At 62.1% G+C, this 21,768-nt stretch carries 21 protein-coding genes; 17 read left to right on the top strand and 4 right to left on the bottom strand.

What is annotated here, in order from left to right:
• Window positions 1-144: 144 nt before the first annotated feature.
• From BLX42_RS00690 to BLX42_RS00680, 3 genes are read left to right on the top strand one after another with little or no spacing between them, the layout of a single operon-like run.
• Window positions 145-804 carry a paraquat-inducible protein A gene (locus tag BLX42_RS00690; protein WP_161870940.1) on the top strand — a complete coding sequence of 220 codons (660 nt, stop codon included), beginning with the start codon at window positions 145-147 and terminating at the stop codon, window positions 802-804.
• A complete protein-coding gene (locus BLX42_RS00685) occupies window positions 791-1,414 on the top strand; it encodes a paraquat-inducible protein A (protein WP_046784656.1) in 624 nt (207 codons plus the stop codon). Before BLX42_RS00690 ends, BLX42_RS00685 begins: the two co-directional genes overlap by 14 nt.
• Window positions 1,407-3,707, top strand: a complete 2,301-nt coding sequence (locus BLX42_RS00680) for a PqiB family protein (protein ID WP_046784655.1) — start codon at window positions 1,407-1,409, stop codon at window positions 3,705-3,707. Before BLX42_RS00685 ends, BLX42_RS00680 begins: the two co-directional genes overlap by 8 nt.
• Before the next feature lie 139 nt (window positions 3,708-3,846).
• Here the strand turns inward: BLX42_RS00680 and rpsT are convergent, their stop codons facing one another.
• Window positions 3,847-4,125, bottom strand: coding sequence for a 30S ribosomal protein S20 (rpsT, locus tag BLX42_RS00675; protein ID WP_003247625.1), 279 nt, complete (start codon window positions 4,123-4,125; stop codon window positions 3,847-3,849).
• Window positions 4,126-4,375: 250 nt separating this feature from the next.
• On the opposite strand from rpsT, the gene murJ reads away from it, so the two are divergent.
• From murJ to ispH, 6 genes are all read left to right on the top strand, one after another.
• Window positions 4,376-5,914 carry a murein biosynthesis integral membrane protein MurJ gene (murJ, locus tag BLX42_RS00670; RefSeq protein WP_046784654.1) on the top strand — a complete coding sequence of 513 codons (1,539 nt, stop codon included), beginning with the start codon at window positions 4,376-4,378 and terminating at the stop codon, window positions 5,912-5,914.
• A 118-nt stretch (window positions 5,915-6,032) separates the two neighbouring features.
• The gene (gene ribF / locus BLX42_RS00665; protein ID WP_046784653.1) at window positions 6,033-6,983 is read left to right on the top strand and encodes a bifunctional riboflavin kinase/FAD synthetase; all 951 of its coding nucleotides are present in this window, start codon (window positions 6,033-6,035) and stop codon (window positions 6,981-6,983) included.
• The gene (gene ileS, locus BLX42_RS00660) at window positions 6,980-9,811 is read left to right on the top strand and encodes an isoleucine--tRNA ligase (RefSeq protein WP_161870939.1); all 2,832 of its coding nucleotides are present in this window, start codon (window positions 6,980-6,982) and stop codon (window positions 9,809-9,811) included. The genes ribF and ileS overlap by 4 nt, the downstream gene beginning before the upstream one ends.
• Window positions 9,804-10,319: a signal peptidase II gene (lspA, locus tag BLX42_RS00655; protein ID WP_012316359.1), complete on the top strand. Its 516-nt coding sequence runs from the start codon at window positions 9,804-9,806 to the stop codon at window positions 10,317-10,319. The genes ileS and lspA overlap by 8 nt, the downstream gene beginning before the upstream one ends.
• On the top strand, window positions 10,312-10,749 hold the full coding sequence (gene fkpB, locus BLX42_RS00650; RefSeq protein WP_012316358.1) for an FKBP-type peptidyl-prolyl cis-trans isomerase: 438 nt from the start codon (window positions 10,312-10,314) through the stop codon (window positions 10,747-10,749). The genes lspA and fkpB overlap by 8 nt, the downstream gene beginning before the upstream one ends.
• A gap of 14 nt (window positions 10,750-10,763) precedes the next feature.
• Entirely contained in the window at window positions 10,764-11,711 is a 948-nt protein-coding gene (gene ispH / locus BLX42_RS00645; RefSeq protein ID WP_012316357.1) for a 4-hydroxy-3-methylbut-2-enyl diphosphate reductase, read from the top strand.
• Here the strand turns inward: ispH and BLX42_RS00640 are convergent, their stop codons facing one another.
• Window positions 11,712-12,203, bottom strand: coding sequence for a GspH/FimT family protein (locus BLX42_RS00640; protein ID WP_046784651.1), 492 nt, complete (start codon window positions 12,201-12,203; stop codon window positions 11,712-11,714). It abuts the gene before it with no gap.
• Between the two features lie 109 nt (window positions 12,204-12,312).
• Between BLX42_RS00640 and BLX42_RS00635 the strand changes: the two genes are divergently transcribed.
• The 5 genes from BLX42_RS00635 to thiO are packed head-to-tail and all read left to right on the top strand — an operon-like array spanning window position 12,313 to window position 15,178.
• Window positions 12,313-12,522 carry a prepilin-type N-terminal cleavage/methylation domain-containing protein gene (locus tag BLX42_RS00635; RefSeq protein ID WP_046784650.1) on the top strand — a complete coding sequence of 70 codons (210 nt, stop codon included), beginning with the start codon at window positions 12,313-12,315 and terminating at the stop codon, window positions 12,520-12,522.
• Window positions 12,519-13,166, top strand: coding sequence for a PilW family protein (locus BLX42_RS00630; protein WP_125923358.1), 648 nt, complete (start codon window positions 12,519-12,521; stop codon window positions 13,164-13,166). Before BLX42_RS00635 ends, BLX42_RS00630 begins: the two co-directional genes overlap by 4 nt.
• Window positions 13,163-13,636, top strand: coding sequence for a hypothetical protein (locus BLX42_RS00625; RefSeq protein ID WP_161870938.1), 474 nt, complete (start codon window positions 13,163-13,165; stop codon window positions 13,634-13,636). Before BLX42_RS00630 ends, BLX42_RS00625 begins: the two co-directional genes overlap by 4 nt.
• Before the next feature lies 1 nt (window position 13,637).
• Entirely contained in the window at window positions 13,638-14,027 is a 390-nt protein-coding gene (locus BLX42_RS00620; protein WP_161870937.1) for a type IV pilin protein, read from the top strand.
• Between the two features lie 53 nt (window positions 14,028-14,080).
• Window positions 14,081-15,178, top strand: coding sequence for a glycine oxidase ThiO (gene thiO / locus BLX42_RS00615; RefSeq protein ID WP_161870936.1), 1,098 nt, complete (start codon window positions 14,081-14,083; stop codon window positions 15,176-15,178).
• A gap of 105 nt (window positions 15,179-15,283) precedes the next feature.
• On the opposite strand, the gene BLX42_RS00610 is transcribed toward thiO, so the two are convergent.
• Entirely contained in the window at window positions 15,284-15,514 is a 231-nt protein-coding gene (locus BLX42_RS00610; protein WP_012316350.1) for a PP0621 family protein, read from the bottom strand.
• 93 nt (window positions 15,515-15,607) lie between these two features.
• Window positions 15,608-16,627: an outer membrane protein assembly factor BamD gene (locus tag BLX42_RS00605; protein ID WP_125923360.1), complete on the bottom strand. Its 1,020-nt coding sequence runs from the start codon at window positions 16,625-16,627 to the stop codon at window positions 15,608-15,610.
• A 147-nt stretch (window positions 16,628-16,774) separates the two neighbouring features.
• Here BLX42_RS00605 and rluD point away from each other — a divergent pair, with 147 nt between their 5' ends.
• From rluD to clpB, 3 genes are all read left to right on the top strand, one after another.
• Window positions 16,775-17,737: a 23S rRNA pseudouridine(1911/1915/1917) synthase RluD gene (gene rluD, locus BLX42_RS00600; RefSeq protein ID WP_039602973.1), complete on the top strand. Its 963-nt coding sequence runs from the start codon at window positions 16,775-16,777 to the stop codon at window positions 17,735-17,737.
• Window positions 17,734-18,474, top strand: a complete 741-nt coding sequence (gene pgeF / locus BLX42_RS00595; RefSeq protein ID WP_161870935.1) for a peptidoglycan editing factor PgeF — start codon at window positions 17,734-17,736, stop codon at window positions 18,472-18,474. The genes rluD and pgeF overlap by 4 nt, the downstream gene beginning before the upstream one ends.
• A 246-nt stretch (window positions 18,475-18,720) precedes the next feature.
• The gene (gene clpB, locus BLX42_RS00590; protein WP_046784643.1) at window positions 18,721-21,285 is read left to right on the top strand and encodes an ATP-dependent chaperone ClpB; all 2,565 of its coding nucleotides are present in this window, start codon (window positions 18,721-18,723) and stop codon (window positions 21,283-21,285) included.
• The last annotated feature ends 483 nt before the right edge of the window (window positions 21,286-21,768 follow it).

The following is a 21,768-nucleotide window of genomic DNA, read 5'->3' as shown; positions in this document are numbered from 1 at the left end:
ATCGTCAAGATTCATTTCGCAAAACCCCTATCTGCGCAAGCAGGTAGGGGTTTTGTCTTTCCAGCTCCGTTTCCCGAAAGTCGGCTCCCACATTTCGAGCTGTATCACTAGAATAGAGCCGACGTACCTATTCAGAACCTCGAGATGCCCAACCCAGTCGAAACCCAAGCGCTAGAGCAGTTGCCGCTGGACGAGCTGGTCGCGTGCCATGAATGCGACCTGCTGATGCGCAAGCCCCAACTGCAACACGATGAAAAGGCGCAGTGCCCCCGCTGTGGTTATGAGCTATACGCTCACCGGCACAATGTGGTCAATCGCAGCCTGGCACTGGTGCTGACCGCGCTACTGCTCTTCGTGCCTGCCAACTTTCTGCCAATCATGCAGCTGCACCTGCTTGGCCAGACTTCAGACGATACGGTGTGGAGTGGCGTGCTGGGCTTGTACAACTCCGAAATGCGCGGTGTCGCTGTCGTGGTGTTCCTGTGCAGCATGGCGGTTCCGTTTCTCAAGCTGATGTGCCAGCTCCTGGTGCTATTGAGCATCCGCCTGAACGTCGGGCGTAGCTACGGGCTGTTGTTCTATCGCATTTATCATCATTTGCGTGACTGGGGCATGCTCGAGGTCTACTTCATGGGCGTATTGGTCGCAATCGTGAAGCTGGTCGACCTTGCCGAGCTGACCGTAGGGCTAGGGTTGTTTTGCTTCATAAGCCTGTTGCTGATTCAGGTTTGGCTTGAAGTGGTGATGTCTCCACACCAGATCTGGAGTGCGCTGTCAGGGGAGAATCTGCATGCGGGCGATTGATGCGGGCATTATGGTCTGCAATGAGTGTCATGAACTGAATCGACAGGATTCCGAGAGCAAGTCGCAGACCTGCACGCGCTGTGGCGCGATTGTGCATGCACGTCGGCCCAACAGTATCGTCCGTACCTGGGCGCTACTCATCGCTGCCTCGATCCTGTACATACCTGCCAACGTGCTGCCGATCATGACTGTCAGTACATTGGGGCAGGGCAGCCCGGACACGATCATGTCCGGCGTCATTACCCTGCTCAAGCATGGCATGTTGCCCATTGCCGCAGTGGTGTTCATTGCCAGTATTCTGGTGCCCACCTTCAAACTGGTGGGCATCGGTTTGTTGTTGTATTCGGTGCAGCGCCGCCAACCCTTGTCAGCGCGGCAACGCATCTTGATGTATCGGTTCATCGAGTTCATAGGACGCTGGTCCATGCTGGACATCTTCGTCATCGCCATCTTGGTGGCGGTGGTGAATTTCGGCCGTATCGCCAGTGTCGAAGCCAACCTGGGCGCTGTCGCCTTCGCTACTGTGGTGATTCTCACGATGCTCGCTGCTTTAACTTTCGATCCCCGACTGATTTGGGATAACACGGAGTCGGATGACGACCATGAGTGACATGCCAACGGCTAAAACCCGGCCCGCCTCCAACTGGTCGGCCATCTGGATTCTGCCGCTGATCGCTTTGATGATTGGAGGGTGGCTGGCCTGGCAGGCCTACCGTGATGCGGGTGTGGAAATCGAGGTTCGTTTCGAGAGCGGTGAGGGCATCGTCGCCAACAAAACCGAAGTCATCTACAAAGGCATGCCCGTGGGCAAGGTAAAAAGCCTGGTGCTCGATGCCGAGGGCGAAAACCAAGGTGTCATTGCCACTATCGAGATGAACAAAGACGCAGAGCCTCACCTTACCAAAGGGACACGGTTCTGGCTGGTCAAGCCCAGTGTCACGCTGGCGGGTATCTCCGGTCTCGAGACATTGGTGTCAGGTAATTACATTGCCGTCAGCCCTGGCGAGGGTGAGCGAACCAAGCGCTTCAAGGCATTGAAGGTGGCGCCACCGCTTTCGGACAGCGAGCCGGGCCTGCACCTTACGCTCAAGGCCGATCGCTTGGGCTCCCTCAATCGCGACAGCCCGGTGTTCTACAAGCAGATCCAGGTTGGCCGGGTAAAGAGCTATCGCCTTTCCGAGGATCAGAGCACGGTTGAGGTCAAAGTGTTCATCGAGCCGGCTTATGCCAGCCTGGTGCGCAAACACACGCGCTTCTGGAATGCCAGCGGCATCAGCATCGATGCCGGGCTGTCCGGGGTAAAAGTACGCAGCGAATCCCTCTCCAGCATCGTTGCCGGTGGTATCGCCTTTGCTACACCGGAATACCGCAAGGATAGCCCGCCCACCGACCCGAGCCTGCCATTCCGCTTGTACGAAGATTTCGATGCCGCCCAGGCGGGTATCCGTGTGAAGGTCAAGCTGAGCGACTATGAGGGACTGCAGGCGGGGCGCACCCCGGTCATGTACAAAGGCATTCAAGTCGGTTCGCTGAAAGCCCTGAAGATGGAAAACAACCTTGGCAGCGCCATGGCTGAGCTGACCCTGGACCCCCTGACCGAAGACTATCTGGTCGATGGCACGCAGTTCTGGGTGGTCAAACCTTCCATTTCTCTGGCGGGTATCACAGGCCTGGAGGCCTTGGTGAAGGGTAACTACATTGCCATTCGCCCGGGTGAGAAGGGGGCCACGCCGCAGCGCGAGTTCGAAGCAAGGGCCAAGGCACCGCCGCTGGACCTCAAGGCGCCTGGCCTGCACATGGTGCTGTTCGCCGATACGCTGGGCTCGTTGGAGGTCGGTAGCCCGGTGATGTATCGCCAGGTCAAGGTTGGTAGCGTGCAGAGCTACCAGTTCGCCCGCAACAGCAATCGCATCCTGATCGGTGTGCACATCGAAAAGGAGTACGAGAACCTGGTCAATGGCTCTTCGCGTTTCTGGAACGTCAGCGGCATTACCCTCACCGGTGGCCTGTCGGGCATCAAGATAAAGAGTGAGTCGCTGCAGACCCTGATGGCCGGTGGCATCGCCTTCGACACGCCAACGCCGAACGTAGCCCTCAAGCGCCATATTCCAAGGTTCCGGCTGCACGACAGCCAGGAGGCGGTAAACCGTGCCGGCACGCTGATAACCATCCGTGTAGACCGTGCAGATGGCCTCAAGCCGGGAACGCCCATCCGTTTCCGTGGCCTGGATGTTGGTAGTGTCGAAAGTGTCGACCTGACCAAAGACCTGCAGGCTGTGTTGTTGCGCGCGCGTATCACCGAAGCGGCAGACCGCATCGCCCGTGCAGGGACGCAGTTCTGGGTGGTCAAGCCGGCCCTTGGCTTGGTGCGTACAGAAAACCTCGATACCCTGATTGGCGGCCAGTACCTGGAAGTGCAGCCCGCTGTTAAGGACAAAGGCCCGCAGCGTGATTTCATAGCCTTGGCTGACGCGCCTGAGGTCACCGGGGTGGAAGTCGGCCTGCCATTGACCCTCAGCGCCCCGCGCAGGGGGTCGATCAAGCCGGGCGTGCCGGTGACCTACCGTGAGGTCGCGGTGGGTAAGGTAACGGGCTTCGAGTTGGGCCAGACGGCAGACCGCGTGCTGATTCACATCCTGATCGAGCCACGCTATGCCGCGCTGGTGCGCGGTGGCAGCCGGTTCTGGAACAGCAGCGGTTTCGGTTTCGACTGGGGCTTGTTCAAGGGCGCCACTGTGCGTACCGAGTCGCTGGAGACCCTCATCGACGGTGGTATTGCATTCGCCACGCCTGATGGCGAGCAGATGGGTAACCCGGCGCGGCCGCAGCAGACCTTTGCCTTGTTCGACAAGCCTGAGGACGCCTGGCTGCAGTGGGCACCGAAGATTCAGATCGCCAAGTAATGCAGGGGCCGCTATGCGGCCCTTTCGCTTCTGCAGGGCCCGGCTTGCCGGCGATGAGGCCGTTACTGGCAACACAAGCATCATCAAATCGCAGGCAATAAAAAACCGACCCTAGGGTCGGTTTTTCGACAAGCGTCGCTTAGGCAGCTGCAGCTTCTTTCAGCGCCTTGATGTGGCCATTCAGACGGCCTTTGTGGCGAGCAGCTTTGTTCTTGTGGATGATACCCTTGTCGGCCATACGGTCGATTACAGGTACAGCCAGAACGTAAGCGGCTTGCGCTTTTTCGGCGTCTTTTGCGTCGATGGCTTTGACTACATTCTTGATGTAGGTGCGGACCATGGAACGCAGGCTGGCGTTGTGGCTGCGACGCTTCTCAGCCTGTTTTGCACGTTTCTTGGCGGAAGGTGTGTTGGCCACCGTCGAGCTCCTCGAAAGACTTTAGGTAAATAGCAAACAAAATAGGCCGCGAATCATGCCGATCAGTTGACCGGATGTCAAGGCCACCTGCAGGGTTCCGCCGAGCGGTGTACCAACAGGAGGGAAATATTCCTTTCTGCTGCACGACCTGTAAACTCGGGAATTTTTGGCTCCCCTGCGAAGGCGCGGGAGTATCGCACATTCGGACGCTGTCTGGCAGCGTCCTCTGCCCTTGGCGTGAATCTTTTCGATGAACCTGCTCAAATCCCTGGCTGCAGTCAGCTCCATCACCATGATTTCCCGGGTGCTGGGGTTCGTGCGTGACACCATCCTGGCCCGTGTTTTCGGCGCCGGCATCGCTACCGACGCCTTTTTCATCGCCTTCAAGTTGCCCAACCTGCTGCGGCGGATTTTTGCCGAGGGGGCCTTTTCCCAAGCGTTCGTGCCGATCCTTGCCGAATACAAGACCCAGCAGGGCGAGGAGGCGACGCGCACTTTCATCGCCTATATCAGCGGCCTGCTGACGCTGGTCCTGGCCCTGGTCACGGTGATTGGCGTGCTTGCGGCACCCTGGGTGGTCTGGGCCACCGCGCCCGGTTTTGCGGACGATGCCGAGAAATACCAGCTGACCACCGACCTGCTGCGGGTGACCTTTCCTTATATATTGCTGATCTCACTGTCGTCCTTGGCCGGTGCGATCCTCAATACCTGGAACCGTTTTTCGGTCCCGGCCTTCACGCCGACCCTGCTCAACGTGGCGATGATCATCTTCGCCCTGCTGCTCACGCCGTATTTCGACCCGCCCATCATGGCACTGGCCTGGGGCGTACTGGCCGGTGGCCTGGCGCAGTTGCTGTACCAGCTGCCAGCGCTGAAAAAAATCGGCATGCTCGTGCTGCCGCGCCTGAACCTGCGTGACACCGGCGTGTGGCGCGTGCTCAAACAGATGTTGCCGGCCATTCTCGGCGTTTCGGTCAGCCAGATTTCGCTGATCATCAACACCATCTTCGCCTCTTTCCTGGTGGCCGGCTCGGTGTCCTGGATGTACTACGCCGACCGTCTGATGGAGTTGCCCTCGGGCGTGCTTGGCGTTGCCCTGGGTACCATCCTGCTGCCGACGTTGGCCAAGACCTACGCCAACAAGGACCGCGAGGAGTATTCGCGGATCCTCGACTGGGGCCTGCGCCTGTGCTTCCTGCTGGTGCTGCCCTGCACACTGGCCCTGGCGATACTCGCCGAGCCGCTGACCGTTGCATTGTTTCAGTACGGCAAGTTCAGCGCCTTCGATGCGGCGATGACCCAGCAGGCACTGATCGCCTATTCGGTAGGCCTGTTGGCGATCATTCTGGTCAAGGTACTGGCACCGGGCTTCTATGCGCAGCAGAATATTCGTACGCCCGTGCGGATCGCGATCTTCACCCTCATCTGCACTCAGCTGTTCAACCTGGCCCTTGTCGGCCCACTGCAGCACGCCGGCCTGGCCTTGGCGATCAGCCTGGGTGCCTGCCTGAATGCGGGCCTGCTGTTCTGGAAGCTGCGCAGCCAGCAGCTGTTCCAGCCGCAGCCGGGCTGGACGCTGTTCCTGCTCAAGCTGGTGCTGGCAGTAGCGCTGATGGTGGCCGTACTGCTGGTGGGCATGCACTACCTGCCGGCGTGGGAGCAAGGCAACATGTTCGAGCGTTTCGTGCGCCTTGGGGCGTTGATCGCGGCCGGTATCGTGACCTATTTCGGTTGCCTTTACCTGTGCGGCTTCAGGCCCCGGCACTTCGCCCGCAAGGCCCTGCACTGAGCTGGAAGGCGGGTCAGGCGTCGGTTTTTCGTTTTCCACGCTGCACCCGGGCGCTGCTGCCTGTCACCAGCGCCCGGGTGTGGTTATAATCGGCCACTTTATGAGCAAGAAGCGCGTTATGCAGCTGGTTCGAGGTCTTCACAACCTGCGCCCCGAGCACCGGGGCTGTGTCGCCACCATTGGCAACTTCGACGGGGTTCACCGCGGCCACCAGGCAATCCTGGCGCGTCTGCGCGAGCGCGGCCAGGCACTTGGCCTGCCTACGTGCGTGGTGATCTTCGAGCCGCAGCCGCGCGAGTACTTCGCTCCGGACACTGCGCCGGCCCGCCTGGCGCGCCTGCGTGACAAGGTCGAGCTGCTGGCTGGCGAAGGTATCGATAGGGTCTTGTGCCTGGCGTTCAACCAGCGCCTGAGCAACCTGAGCGCCGATGAATTCGTCGAGGCGATCCTGGTCGATGGCCTGGGCGTGCGCCACCTTGAAGTGGGCGACGACTTCCGCTTTGGCTGCGACCGCGCTGGCGATTTCACCTTCCTGATCGAAGCCGGCAAGCAGTACGGTTTCACCGTCGAGGCCGCCAACACGGTGATCCAGGACGGTTTGCGGGTCAGCAGCACCGAGGTGCGCCAGGCGCTGTCCGCAGGCAACTTCGAGCTCGCCGAGCACTTGCTGGGCCGCCCCTACAGCATTACCGGGCGCGTATTGCACGGCCAGAAGCTGGCCCGCCAGCTCGGCACGCCCACCGCCAACATCCAGCTCAAGCGCCGTCGCGTACCGTTGTCCGGGGTCTACCTGGCCAGCATCGAAATCGACGGCAAGGCCTGGCCGGGTGTCGGCAACATCGGGGTGCGCCCCACCGTGGCCGGCGACGGCCGCCCGCACCTTGAAATTCATCTACTGGATTATGCCGGCGATCTGTATGGCCGGCGCCTGACGGTGGAATTCCACCACAAGCTGCGTGAAGAGCAGCGATTCGCCTCCCTGGAGGCGCTGAAGTCGGCGATCGATGCGGATATCGCCGCCGCACGTGCACATTGGCACGCTCAACCGCTAACCAAGAGCCTGAAATGACCGACTACAAAGCCACGCTAAACCTTCCGGACACCGCCTTCCCCATGAAGGCCGGCCTGCCTCAGCGCGAACCGCAGATCCTGCAGCGCTGGGACAGCATTGGCCTGTACCAGAAGCTGCGCGAAATTGGCAAGGATCGTCCGAAGTTCGTCCTGCACGACGGCCCGCCCTATGCCAACGGCAAGATTCACATCGGTCATGCGCTGAACAAGATTCTCAAGGACATGATCGTCCGCTCCAAGACGTTGTCGGGCTTCGATGCGCCTTACGTACCGGGTTGGGACTGCCACGGCCTGCCGATCGAGCACAAGGTCGAAGTCACCCATGGCAAGCACCTGACGGCCGACCGCACACGTGAGCTGTGCCGCGAATATGCTGCCGAGCAGATCGAAGGGCAGAAGACCGAGTTCATCCGCCTGGGTGTGCTGGGTGACTGGGACAACCCTTACAAGACCATGAACTTCGCCAACGAGGCCGGTGAAATCCGTGCCCTGGCCGAAATGGTCAAGCAGGGCTTCGTGTTCAAGGGCCTCAAGCCTGTGAACTGGTGCTTCGATTGCGGCTCCGCGCTCGCAGAAGCCGAGGTCGAGTACGCCGACAAGAAGTCGCAGACCATCGATGTGGCCTTCCCGGTCGCCGACGCTGACAAACTGGCTGCCGCGTTCGGCCTGCCGGCGCTGGCCAAGCCCGCTGCCATCGTGATCTGGACCACCACCCCGTGGACCATCCCCGCCAACCAGGCGCTGAACATCCACCCGGAGTTCAAGTACGCTCTGGTCGATACCGGCGAGCGTCTGCTGGTGCTGGCCGAAGAACTGGTCGAGTCGTGCCTCACGCGCTACAACCTGGAAGGCTCGGTCATCGCCACCGCCCAAGGCTCGGCCCTGGAGCTGGTCAATTTCAGTCACCCCTTCTACGACCGCCTGTCGCCTGTCTACCTGGCCGACTACGTCGAGCTGGGCGCAGGTACCGGTGTGGTCCACTCCGCGCCGGCCTACGGTGAAGACGACTTTGTTACCTGCAAGCGCTACGGCATGGTCAACGACGATATCCTCACGCCGGTGCAGAGCAACGGTGTGTATGTCGAGTCGCTGGAGTTCTTTGGCGGCCAGTTCATCTGGAAGGCCAACCCGGCCATCGTCGAAAAGCTGAGCGAAGTCGGTGCGCTGATGCACACCGAAACCATCAGCCACAGCTACATGCACTGCTGGCGCCACAAGACCCCGCTGATCTACCGCGCTACCGCGCAGTGGTTCGTCGGCATGGACAAGCAGCCAAGCACTGGCGAGCCGCTGCGTGAGCGTGCGCTCAAAGCCATCGAAGACACCCAGTTCGTCCCGGCCTGGGGCCAGGCGCGCCTGCACTCGATGATCGCCAACCGCCCGGACTGGTGCATCTCGCGTCAGCGCAACTGGGGTGTGCCGATCCCGTTCTTCCTGCACAAGCAGACCGGCGAACTGCACCCGCGCACCGTCGAGCTGATGGAAGCCGTGGCCAAGCGCGTCGAACAGGAAGGCATCGAGGCCTGGTTCAAGCTGGACGCCGCCGAACTGCTCGGTGACGAAGCCGGCCAGTACGACAAGATCACCGACACTCTGGACGTGTGGTTCGACTCCGGCACCACCCACTGGCACGTACTGCGCGGCTCGCACGACATCGGCCACGCCACCGGCCCGCGTGCGGACCTGTACCTGGAAGGCTCCGACCAGCACCGCGGCTGGTTCCATTCCTCGTTGCTGACCGGTTGCGCCATCGACAACCACGCGCCGTACCGCGAACTGCTGACCCACGGTTTCACCGTGGACGAAAGCGGCCGCAAGATGTCCAAGTCGCTGGGTAACACCATCGAACCGGAAAAGGTCAACAACACCCTGGGTGCCGACATCCTGCGCCTGTGGGTATCGGCCACCGACTATTCGGGTGAGATGGCCGTTTCCGAGCAGATCCTGCAGCGCAGCGCCGACGCCTACCGCCGTATCCGCAACACCGCCCGCTTCCTGCTCTCCAACCTGTCCGGCTTCGACCCGGCCCGCGACCTGCTGGCCCCAGAGGACATGCTGGCCCTGGACCGCTGGGCAGTGGACCGTACCCTGCTGCTGCAACGCGAGCTGGAAGAGCACTACAGCGAGTACCGCTTCTGGAACGTCTACTCGAAGATCCACAACTTCTGCGTGCAGGAGCTGGGCGGCTTCTACCTCGACATCATCAAGGACCGCCAGTACACCACTGGCGCCAACAGTGTCGCCCGTCGTTCCTGCCAGACCGCGCTGTACCACATCAGCGAAGCGCTGGTGCGTTGGATCGCGCCGATCCTGGCCTTCACTGCCGATGAAATCTGGCAGTACCTGCCGGGCGAACGCAACGAGTCGGTCATGCTCAACGGCTGGTACCAGGGCCTGAGCGAGCTGCCGGAAGGCACCGAGCTGGATCGCGCCTACTGGGACCGCGTGATGGCGGTCAAGGCTGCGGTCAACAAGGAGCTGGAAAACCAGCGTACCGCCAAGGTCATCGGCGGCAACCTGCAGGCCGAAGTCACCCTGTTCGCCGAAGAGGGCCTCAGCGCCGACCTGAGCAAGCTGGGCGATGAGCTGCGCTTCGTACTCATCACCTCCGCTGCCAGCGTGGTGCCGTTCGCCCAGGCGCCGGCCGATGCCGTGGCCACCGAAGTCGAAGGCCTCAAGCTGAAAGTGGTCAAGTCTGGCCACGCCAAGTGCGGCCGCTGCTGGCACTTCCGCGCCGACGTCGGCAGCCATCCGGAGCACCCGGAAATCTGCAGCCGTTGCGTCGACAACCTGAGCGGTTCCGGTGAGGTGCGCCACTATGCCTAACCCTGCAGCGGGGCGCTTCGGGCGCCTTGCATGGCTCTGGCTCAGCCTGCTGGTCCTGGTCGTTGACCAGGCCACCAAGCTGTATTTCAACAACGCCCTGAGCATGTACCAGCAGATCGTGGTCATCCCTGACTACTTCAGCTGGACCCTGGCCTACAACACCGGCGCGGCGTTCAGCTTCCTGGCCGACAGCTCCGGCTGGCAGCGCTGGCTGTTCGCCCTGATCGCCGTGGTGGTCAGCGCCGTGCTGGTGGTCTGGCTCAAGCGCCTGGGGCGCAACGAGACCTGGCTGGCCGTGGCGCTGGCGCTGGTGCTCGGCGGAGCCCTGGGCAACCTGTACGACCGCATCGTGCTGGGCCATGTGGTGGATTTCATCCTGGTGCACTGGAAGAACGTTCATCACTTCCCGGCCTTCAATGTGGCCGACAGCGCCATCACCGTTGGTGCGGTGATGCTGGCGCTGGATATGTTCAAGAGCAAGAAGTCCGAGGATCCGGTCCATGACTGACACCCGTATCGGCCAGAACACCGAAGTTACCCTGCACTTCGCGCTGCACCTGGAAAACGGCGATACCGTCGACAGCACGTTCGACAAGGCTCCAGCCACCTTCAAGGTCGGCGATGGCAACCTGCTGCCGGGTTTCGAGGCCGCGCTGTTCGGCTTCAAGGCCGGTGACAAGCGCACGGTCGTGGTTGCCCCGGAGAATGCCTTCGGCCAGCCTAACCCGCAGAACGTACAGGTCATGCCACGGTCCCAGTTCGAGGGCATGGAATTGTCCGAAGGGCTGCTGATCATCTTCAACGATGCCGCCAACACCGAATTACCCGGTGTGGTCAAAGCGTTCGATGACAACCAGGTGACCATCGACTTCAATCACCCACTGGCAGGCAAGACCCTTACCTTCGAGGTGGAGATCCTCGAGGTGAAGGCCCTGTAAGCCTGGAGCCGAGCATGCAAATCAAACTCGCCAACCCTCGCGGTTTCTGCGCAGGGGTCGACCGGGCGATCGAGATCGTCAACCGTGCGCTGGAAGTCTTCGGCCCGCCGATCTATGTGCGCCATGAAGTGGTGCACAACAAGTTCGTGGTGGAAGACCTGCGCAGCCGTGGCGCCATCTTCGTCGAAGAACTGGATCAGGTACCGGACGACGTCATCGTCATTTTCAGCGCCCATGGTGTTTCCCAGGCCGTGCGCCAGGAAGCCGCCGGCCGCGGCCTGAAAGTGTTCGACGCCACCTGCCCGCTGGTGACCAAGGTGCATATCGAGGTCGCCAAATACAGCCGTGACGGCCGTGAGTGCATCCTGATCGGCCACGAAGGGCACCCGGAAGTCGAAGGCACCATGGGGCAATACGACGCCAGCAACGGCGGTGCCATCTACCTGGTCGAAGACGAGGAGGATGTTGCCCGGCTGCAGGTGCGCGACCCGGACAACCTGGCGTTCGTCACCCAGACCACGCTGTCGATGGACGACACCAGCCGTGTCATCGATGCCCTGCGTACGCGCTTCCCGAACATCGGCGGCCCGCGCAAAGACGACATCTGCTACGCCACCCAGAACCGCCAGGACGCCGTCAAGCAACTGGCCGGTGAGTGTGATGTGGTACTGGTGGTGGGCAGCCCCAACAGTTCCAACTCCAACCGCCTGCGTGAGCTGGCCGAGCGCATGGGTACCCCGGCCTACCTGATCGATGGCGCCGAGGACATGCAACGCGGCTGGTTCGACCAGGCTGCGCGGATTGGTATCACTGCTGGCGCTTCGGCCCCCGAAGTGCTGGTGCGTGGCGTGATCGACCAGCTCAAGGCCTGGGGTGCCACGGGCGCCGAAGAGCTTGACGGGCGCCCGGAGAACATCACGTTCTCCATGCCCAAAGAGCTGCGGGTTCGTTCGCTGATCTGATCAGCGGCCTGCGCACAGGGACTTTTTCAGTTCATCAGTGCGCAGGCTGACCCTACCGCTGGTCGCCAGCACAACACGGTGCCGGCTGGTTGCAGACGAGCGCTCACAGACCTCCAGCCGCCCCCCTGACAAGTTGTTGCTCTTCCCCAATGGCACACCCAGTGCGCTGAATTTCACCTGGCTCCCGATATTGGCTTTCACCCGCTGGGGCCGAGCCAGTCGGTACTCGCGCAGCAACTGCTGGTTATGTTCCAACAGCACGCGCCAGCCCTTGCCCCAATCATTGTCCAAAGACTGCACCACTACCGCCTGGCCCTGCAGGGCCGCGTGGCTGCGTGCGCTACGCAGCGCCTGGGCCAGGTCGCGGGCTGCTGCTGCCCTGTGCAGGTCATCGCTCAATTTCGCGTAGGCCGGCATGCCAAGCTGCGTCAGCAGCGCCGCCATAGCCAGCCCGAACATCATTTGTATCAGTGTTACGCCCTGTTGCTTCACCGTGCATTCCTCCCTGGAAGTGCTTGGCTGTAGCTTCACGGTCGTTGGGCAAGAGGTCCAGTCGGCGAGGTGCAAGGCAATTGCGGGAAAGATCGCAGGAGGTGCAGGGATGCACACGAAACAACGGGGCATGACGCTTCTGGAGGTACTGTTGGCCGTAGCGGTGGTGGCACTGGGCATGTTCGCTGCCGCAGCGTTGCAGCTGCAGGCATTGCAGGCCACTGACAGTGCGCGTCGTGATATGCAGGATGCGCTGGGCGCCCATACGCTGCTTGAACGGGGCAAGGCCGCTGGCAAGCTGACGGTGCCGCGGCCATGAAGCGTGAGCAGGGTGGTTTCGGCCTGGTCGAGGCAATGCTTGCGCTTGCCATCGGCCTGATGCTGCTGACTGCCGCCAGCCAGCTTTTCATCTCGGCCCACCAGAGCTCACTCCTTCAATCTGCTGCGTTGCGCATGCAGGCGGACGCCCGTCTGGCATTGTTGCGTATGGCCCAGGATATCCGTATGGCCGGCATGTTCGGTTGCCTGCGCCTTGAGCCTGGCGACTTCAGGGACCCATCTGCGCGAGAAGCGTTTGCGCGGCCTTTGCAGGTTGGCCCGGCAAGCCTGAGCCTGATAGTGGCAGAGCCGCCTGGGTACCCCGGGGCTCCGGACTGGACCTTGCACACCGATTGTATCAGCGAGGCCGAAGTGCACGCGGGGCGTGCTCAAAGCCCCGGTTTGCCCTTGGCATTTCCCATCAGCCGGCACCACTACCAACTTCGCGGCAGCACACTGAGGTTCATGCGGCGCAACAGCTCTCAGCCCTTGGTCGACCACGTGCGCGAAATGCGCGTTGAACCTGTCGACACCGCCGAAGGGCAGCGGGTGGATGTGCAACTGACCTTGTTCGATCCTGGTCTGGGCATCGAGCAGCGTTACGACATGAGTGTGGCGATCCGCAACCCGGTTGCCAGGCCATGAAGCGCCAGCGTGGCATGGTACTGCTGCTGGCGCTGGTCCTCAGCCTTTTGCTTGGCCTGCTGGCGGCTTCGGCGTTGCGCGATGCCCTGTTGGAAACGCGCATGGCCGGCTACCTGGGCGAGGGTTTGCAGGCATTCGATCAGGCCGAAGCCACGCTGCTGGTCGCAGAGGCCGAACTGCAGCGCGCGCCGCCTGGGTTGTGCCAAGCGTGCCTGCCACCCCCGCGCGCGCATGACTTGCTGGGGCAATGGCAAGCCAGCGAGAGCGGTTACTTCCAGTTGCAGAACCTTGGCCTAACTACCCGGGCCGCGCATAGGCCGAGGGATGAACCCGTCATGCTTTACCGGGTGACCGCAGTCAGCCGGCAACTCGCGGCCAGGCAAGTGCTGGAGGCGGTGTATGCCATGCCAGCGGCTCAAACACAGGCGCCGCAGCGGATTCTCTGGCGGCAGAGACTGAGGGAATACTGACATGCAGCAAGGCCTGAGCCTGATCGAGTTGTTGATTGTCGTGGCGGTCACCGGCATTCTGGCTGCCATTGCCTACCCCAGTTACAGCGACCAGCTCAGGCGAGCCGCACGCAGCGAAGTGGTTGGCCTGCTGCATGACGCTGCCCTGCGCCTGGAACACCACCGTGTACGCACCGGCCAGTACGCCGAGGGCGAACCGGCATTGCCCGCTGGCAACCGCCATTACAGCCTGCATGCCGAACGCTGCAGCGATACCTTCACGCTGCGTGCACGGCGGCTGCCGCATGGTTTGATGGCGGACGATCGCTGCGGTGATTTCCAGCTCGACCAGGCCGGTGTACAGAGCAACCCGGATGGCACCGGGGCTATTGAGCGCTGCTGGGGGAGCTGAAGGTTGAATGATGCCCGTGCATCGCGGTTTTACTTCAGGTGTTGGATCGACAGATGAACAAGCAAGTAGTGGTGGTCGGCGGCGGGGTGATCGGCCTGCTGACGGCGTTCAACCTGGCGGCGAAGGTCGGCCAGGTAGTGGTATGTGACCAGGCCGAGGTCGGGCGTGAATCGTCCTGGGCGGGCGGCGGTATCGTCTCGCCGCTTTACCCTTGGCGCTACAGCCAGGCAGTCACTGCCCTGGCGCACTGGTCGCAGGACTTTTATCCACAGCTGGGTGAGCATCTGTTCTCCAGCACCGGTATTGATCCGCAAGTCCACACCACCGGCTTGTACTGGCTCGACCTGGACGATGAAGCCGAGGCGCTGGCCTGGGCAGAACGCGAGCGGCGGCCGCTCAGCCCTGTGGATATTTCGGCGGCCTATGACGCGGTCCCCGTACTGGGCCCAGGCTTCAAGCGCGCCATCTACATGGCAGGCGTGGCCAATGTGCGCAACCCGCGGCTGGTCAAGGCACTGAAGGCTGCGCTGCGGGCAATGCCCAACGTGACCTTGCGCGAGCACTGCCAGATCACCGGCTTTGTTCAGGACGGTGAGCGCGTGACTGGCGTGCAGACCGCAGACGGCGTGCTGCAGGCTGATGATGTCGTGCTCAGCGCTGGCGCCTGGAGCGGCGACCTGCTGCGCACGCTAGGCATTGAGCTGCCGGTGGAACCGGTGAAAGGCCAGATGATCCTGTTCAAGTGCGCCGAAGACTTCTTGCCGAGCATGGTGCTGGCCAAGGGACGCTATGCGATTCCGCGCCGTGACGGGCACATTTTGGTGGGCAGCACGCTGGAGCATGCCGGGTACGACAAGACCCCGACCGAGGATGCACTGGCGAGCCTCAAGGCTTCAGCGGCAGAGTTGTTGCCGGAGCTTGCGGATGCCACGGTGGTGGCGCACTGGGCAGGGCTGCGGCCAGGTTCGCCTGAAGGCATTCCGTATATCGGCCGAGTGCCGGGGCATGACGGGTTGTGGTTGAACTGTGGGCATTACCGCAATGGGTTGGTGCTGGCGCCAGCTTCGTGTCAGTTGTTTACTGATTTGCTGACAGGGGTGGAGCCGATCATTGACCCGGCGCCTTATGCCCCGGCCGGGCGTCTTGGCTGAAATCGCTGGGGCCGCTTAGCGGCCCAATCGCCGGCAAGACAGTTGCTCCCACAAGGTACAGCGTGGGAGTCGGCTTGCCGGCGATTGGGCCCGTGCGGTACTGGCTCAGTCCTGCTGGCCAGGCCCTTGCTGAAGGTGCGCCTGGCTGCAATACCACTGACTGCCCTGCTGCAGCGCCCGGTCATTGGGCAGGTGCACGCCGCAGTGGGCGCAGCGCACCATCTTCAGCGGGTCGTCGAGTTTCGGCTCGGACGGCGACTGCTGGCTGATCTTGAATTTGCGCCACAGCCAGAACGCGGCGGCGATCAGGGCGATCCAGAAAAGTAGGCGAACCATGGTGTCCAGCTTGTCTATTGATTGAGGCGACAGTCTAGGACGAGGCCAATAAAAAAGGGAGACCTCAGTCTCCCTTTCTCGCACCCCGTTGAATCAGTCGAACAGACCAAAGGTCATGTAGCTGAACCAAGAGCGGTCTTTTTCGGCTTCTTTCGGCCCTTCCGGCAGGATCGGGTCGCCGTCTTCATCTTTGGGCAGCAAGTCCTGCGGCATCTCGGCGCGGGCATCCTGGAACTGGCGGACCACGTCCTGGTTGGCGCGGGTTTCACCCGGTGGCAGTGGCGCGTCGGTCTCGATCAGGCCCAGGGTGGCCTTGGACAGCCAGCCGCGGCCGTCAGACTCGGTCTGCTTGGGCTGGAACTCACCATCGGCCAGGCTCGGGTGGTCAGGGTAGTTGAGCTTGAGGGTTTCCAGGCTGGTGGCGGCCAGGTCGTCCAGGTGCATCTTCTGGTATGCCTCGACCATCACGGCCAGGCCGTCGCCGACCGATGGGGTTTCCTGGAAGTTTTCCACCACGTAGCGGCCACGGTTGGCGGCGGCCACGTAAGCCTGGCGGCTCAGGTAGTAGTCGGCCACGTGGATTTCATAAGACGCCAGCAGGTTGCGCAGGTAGATCATGCGCTGCTTGGCGTCCGGGGCGTAGCGGCTGTTGGGGAAGCGGCTGGTCAGCTGGGCGAATTCGTTGTACGAGTCGCGGGCGGCACCCGGGTCACGCTTGGTCATGTCCAGCGGCAGGAAGCGCGCCACCAGGCCGCGGTCCTGGTCGAACGAGGTCAGGCCCTTGAGGTAGTAGGCGTAGTCGACGTTCGGGTGCTGCGGGTGCAGGCGGATGAAGCGCTCGGCAGCCGACTTGGCAGCCTCGGGCTCGGAATTCTTGTAGTTGGCGTAGATCAGCTCGAGCTGCGCCTGGTCGGCGTAACGGCCGAACGGGTAGCGCGACTCCAGGGCCTTGAGCTTGTTCACGGCGCTGTTGTAGCTGGAGTTGTCCAGATCAGCCTGGGCCTGCTGATACAGCTCGGCCTCGCTGAGGTTCTCGTCAATGACCTCTTTATTAGAGGAACAGGCCGCGGTAAGCCCGAGGATGGCGATCAGCAGCAGGTGTTTCACTTGCATAGCGGCTTGCGTCCCTTTGACGGCCGCTGTCTTGGGCGGTGCCGTCCTGTTATGATGAGCGCCCCGGCCAACCCCGGGACAAAAGAAGCCGTATTTAACCACAAGCTCGCAGCCGAAACCAAAGGCTGTGCGCCCGCCGAATCGAGCATGTCCGAGATCATTCAACTTAGCGCAGAGGTACCGTCCGAACTGGGCGGTCAACGCCTCGACCAGGTCGCCGCCCAATTGTTCGCCGAGTACTCGCGTTCGCGGCTTACTTCGTGGATCAAAGAGGGCCGCCTGACGGTCGATGGTGCCGTCGTGCGCCCTCGAGACACCGTCCATGGTGGCTCCATGCTTGCACTTGAGGCCGAGCAAGAGGCCCAGGGCGAGTGGATCGCCGAAGACATCGAGCTGGACATCGTCTACGAAGACGACCAGATCATGGTGATCAACAAGCCGGCCGGGCTGGTCGTGCACCCGGCTGCCGGGCATGCCAGTGGCACATTGCTCAACGCCTTGCTGCACCATGTGCCGGATATCGTCAACGTACCGCGCGCTGGCATTGTCCATCGCCTGGACAAAGACACCACCGGCCTGATGGTCGTGGCCAAGACCCTGCAGGCGCAGACCAAGCTGGTCGAGCAGCTGCAGAGCCGTACGGTCAGCCGGATCTACGAGTGCATCGTGATCGGCGTGGTAACTGCCGGCGGCAAGATCAACGCCCCGATCGGCCGTCACGGTGGCGCACGCCAGCGCATGGCGGTGACCGAAGGCGGCAAGCCGGCGGTCAGCCACTACCGTGTGCTCAAGCGCTTCCGTTCGCACACCCACGTGCGGGTCAAGCTGGAAACCGGCCGTACTCACCAGATCCGTGTGCACATGGCCCATGTCGGTTTCCCGCTGGTCGGTGACCAGACCTACGGCGGCCGCTTCCGCATCCCGCCGGCAGCCAGCCCGACCATGGTCGAGGCGGTCAAGACCTTCCCGCGCCAGGCCCTGCACGCACGCTTCCTGGCGCTGGACCACCCCACTACCGGTGAGCGCATGGAGTGGGCGTCGGAACTGCCGGATGACTTCGTCTGGTTGCTGTCGCTGCTGAACCAGGACCGCGAGGCGTTTATCGGATGAGTGGCCTGACGCAGGCGCTGCTGTTCCCCGACTGGCCGGCTCCGGCCTCGGTTTGCGCCTGTGTCACCACCCGTGAGGGTGGCATTAGCCTGCCGCCCTATGCATCCTTCAACCTCGGTGACCACGTGGGCGACGACCCGCTTGCGGTCGCCGAGAACCGCCGCCGCCTGAGCGACGAATTTGCCATTCAGCCCGCCTGGCTCAAGCAGGTGCATGGCGTGATCGTGGCAGATGCCGACCCATCGGTGGTCGCCGAAGCCGACGCCAGCTGGACCGACCAGCCAGGCATTGCCTGCACCGTAATGACTGCCGACTGCCTGCCCGTGCTGTTCTGCGACCGCGCGGGCACCCGTGTGGCTGCCGCACATGCGGGCTGGCGCGGGCTGGCCGGTGGCGTGCTGGAAGCCACGCTGGAGCGCCTGGCATTGCCGCCTGAAGAGGTGCTGGTGTGGTTGGGGCCTGCCATCGGCCCGCAGGCATTCGAAGTGGGCCTGGAAGTGCGGGATGCGTTCACCGCCGTGCACCCGGAGGCTGCCAAGGCCTTTGTCGAGGGTGAGCGGCCGGGCAAGCTGATGGCAGACATCTATGCGCTGGCGCGCATTCGCCTGGCGGCGCGCGGTGTGACAGCTGTTTATGGCGGTGGTTTTTGCACCGTCAGCGATGAGCGGTTTTTCTCCTATCGCCGCACCCCGCAGGGTGGGCGGTTTGCTTCTTTGGTCTGGCTAGATCCTCGCTGACAGGCCCGGCCTCATCGCCGGCAAGCCGGCTCCCACAAGTACCCACCTTTCTTGAAGTTTGCGCACTCCTGTGGGAGCCGGCTTGCCGGCGATTGGGGCACCGCTAATCCATAAAGCTGACTTTAGTCAACCCCGCTACGCTTGAAACTTCCAGAATCACCCTTATCTATAAGGTCATCTCAGGCAGGTTTCTTCATCAAAGGCGCTGTCCATCGCTCCGACCTGCCCTTACAGGAAGGTATCCCCATGCGAATAGACCGTTTGACCAGCAAGCTTCAATTAGCGATATCCGATGCCCAGTCCCTGGCCGTTGGCATGGACCACCCTGCCATCGAACCCCTGCACCTGTTGCAGGCGTTGATCGAGCAGCAAGGTGGTTCGATCAAGCCACTGCTCATGCAGGTCGGCTTCGACATCAACAACCTGCGCCAGGCACTGGTAAAAGAACTCGACCAGCTGCCGAAAATCCAGAACCCCACCGGCGATGTGAACATGTCGCAGGACTTGGCGCGCCTGCTCAACCAGGCCGACCGCCTGGCCCAGCAGAAGGGCGACCAGTTCATTTCCAGCGAGCTGGTGCTGCTCGCCGCCATGGATGAGAACAGCAAGCTCGGCAAGCTGCTGCTTAGCCAAGGCGTGAGCAAGAAGGCCCTGGAAAACGCCATCAACAACCTGCGCGGCGGCGCGGCGGTGAACGACGCCAATGCCGAAGAGTCGCGCCAGGCGCTGGACAAGTACACCGTCGACCTGACCAAGCGTGCCGAAGAGGGCAAGCTGGACCCGGTCATCGGCCGTGACGACGAGATCCGCCGCACCGTGCAGGTGCTGCAGCGCCGTACCAAGAACAACCCCGTGCTGATCGGCGAACCCGGCGTGGGCAAGACGGCCATCGCCGAAGGCCTGGCCCAGCGCATCATCAACGGTGAAGTGCCGGACGGCCTCAAGGGCAAGCGCCTGCTGGCGCTGGACATGGGCGCGCTGATCGCCGGTGCCAAGTACCGCGGTGAGTTCGAAGAGCGCCTCAAGTCGTTGCTCAACGAGCTGTCCAAGCAGGAAGGCCAGATCATCCTGTTCATCGACGAGCTGCACACCATGGTCGGTGCCGGTAAAGGCGAAGGCGCCATGGACGCCGGCAACATGCTCAAGCCGGCGCTGGCCCGTGGTGAACTGCATTGCGTCGGTGCCACCACGCTCAACGAATACCGCCAGTTCATCGAGAAGGACGCCGCCCTGGAGCGACGCTTCCAGAAGGTACTGGTGGAGGAGCCGAGCGAGGAAGACACCATCGCCATCCTGCGTGGCCTCAAAGAGCGCTATGAAGTGCACCACAAGGTGGCCATCACCGACGGCGCGATCATTGCTGCGGCCAAGCTCAGCCACCGCTACATCACCGACCGCCAGCTGCCGGACAAGGCCATCGACCTGATCGACGAAGCGGCCAGCCGTATCCGCATGGAGATCGACTCCAAGCCGGAAGTACTCGACCGCCTCGACCGTCGCCTGATCCAGCTGAAGGTGGAATCCCAGGCGCTGAAGAAAGAAGAAGACGAAGCAGCCAAGAAGCGCCTGGAGAAGCTGACCGAGGAAATCGAGCGCCTGGAGCGTGAGTATTCCGACCTGGAAGAAATCTGGGCGTCCGAGAAGGCAGAAGTGCAGGGCTCGGCGCAGATCCAGCAAAAGATCGAGCAAGCCCGCCAGGAGCTGGAAGCGGCCCGTCGCAAAGGCGACCTGAACCGCATGGCCGAACTGCAGTACGGGGTTATCCCGGACCTGGAGCGCAGCCTGCAGATGGTCGACCAGCATGGCAAGACCGAAAACCAGCTGCTGCGCAACAAGGTGACCGAGGAAGAGATTGCCGAAGTAGTGTCCAAGTGGACCGGCATCCCGGTGGCCAAGATGCTGGAAGGCGAGCGCGAAAAACTGCTGAAAATGGAAGACCTGCTGCACCAGCGCGTGATCGGCCAGCACGAGGCGGTGACCGCTGTAGCCAACGCCGTACGCCGTTCGCGTGCGGGCCTCTCCGACCCGAACCGGCCAAGTGGTTCGTTCATGTTCCTCGGCCCGACCGGTGTGGGCAAGACCGAGCTGTGCAAGGCCCTGGCCGAATTCCTGTTCGACACCGAAGAGGCTATGGTGCGGATCGACATGTCCGAGTTCATGGAGAAACACTCCGTGGCTCGCCTGATCGGCGCCCCACCAGGCTATGTAGGTTATGAAGAGGGCGGTTACCTGACCGAAGCGGTACGGCGCAAGCCTTACTCGGTGGTGCTGCTGGATGAAGTGGAGAAAGCCCACCCGGATGTGTTCAACGTGCTGCTGCAGGTGCTCGAGGATGGCCGCCTGACCGACAGCCACGGCCGTACGGTGGACTTCCGCAACACGGTGATCGTGATGACCTCCAACCTGGGCTCGGCGCAGATCCAGGAGCTGGCCGGTGATCGCGAAGCGCAGCGTGCGGCAGTGATGGATGCGGTGGGTGCGCACTTCCGTCCGGAGTTCGTCAACCGGATCGACGAAGTGGTGGTGTTCGAGCCCTTGGGCCGCGAGCAGATCGCCGGCATCACCGAGATCCAGCTTGGCCGCCTGCGCAGCCGCCTGAGCGAGCGCGAGCTGGCCTTGAGCCTGAGCCCGGAGGCGTTGGACAAGCTGATCGCGGTGGGTTACGACCCGGTGTATGGCGCCCGGCCGCTGAAGCGGGCGATCCAGCGCTGGATCGAGAACCCGCTGGCGCAAATGATCCTGGCCGGCAAATTCATGCCGGGTTCGGCGATCACTGCCAAGGTGGAAGGCGAAGAAATCGTGTTCGCCTGATCCCTTCGCTGCAAAAACTAGCCCCGCACCTGCGGGGCTTTTTTAAGGCCGCAGCGTTTCGGCAGCCCACGGGGAACCCTGTGGGGGGCGGCTTGCCGGCGAACAGCCCCGGCCAAACCCAGCAAAATCGGGGCCTCGCCAGTTTTTTCCATAACTTGCTGAAATTTTTGAAAAAAACGCTTGCACAGAAATTAGAGTGCCCCTAATATACGCCGCGTTGTCAGGCACTAAGCGAATCACCAGCAACATCGGTGACCGCAAAACAACTTAGAAATCAGTAAGTTGAATGAAAAAAAGTGGTTGACAAGCAAAACGAAGAATGTAGAATAGCCGGCCTCAGCAGCGACAACGCGAAAGCGGATAGCCAAAGAGATCGAAGCTAACACAGACTTCGAAGCCGTAAAGATGTACCGAAGTTCAGTTCCGCGATAGCTCAGTCGGTAGAGCAAATGACTGTTAATCATTGGGTCCCTGGTTCGAGTC

Origin of the sequence: Pseudomonas sp. SG-MS2 (assembly GCF_009933855.1) — a bacterium.
Lineage (GTDB): Bacteria > Pseudomonadota > Gammaproteobacteria > Pseudomonadales > Pseudomonadaceae > Aquipseudomonas > Aquipseudomonas putida_E.
Note: the sequence above shows the minus strand (reverse complement) of the source record. Positions and strands in the feature narration are given on the sequence as shown.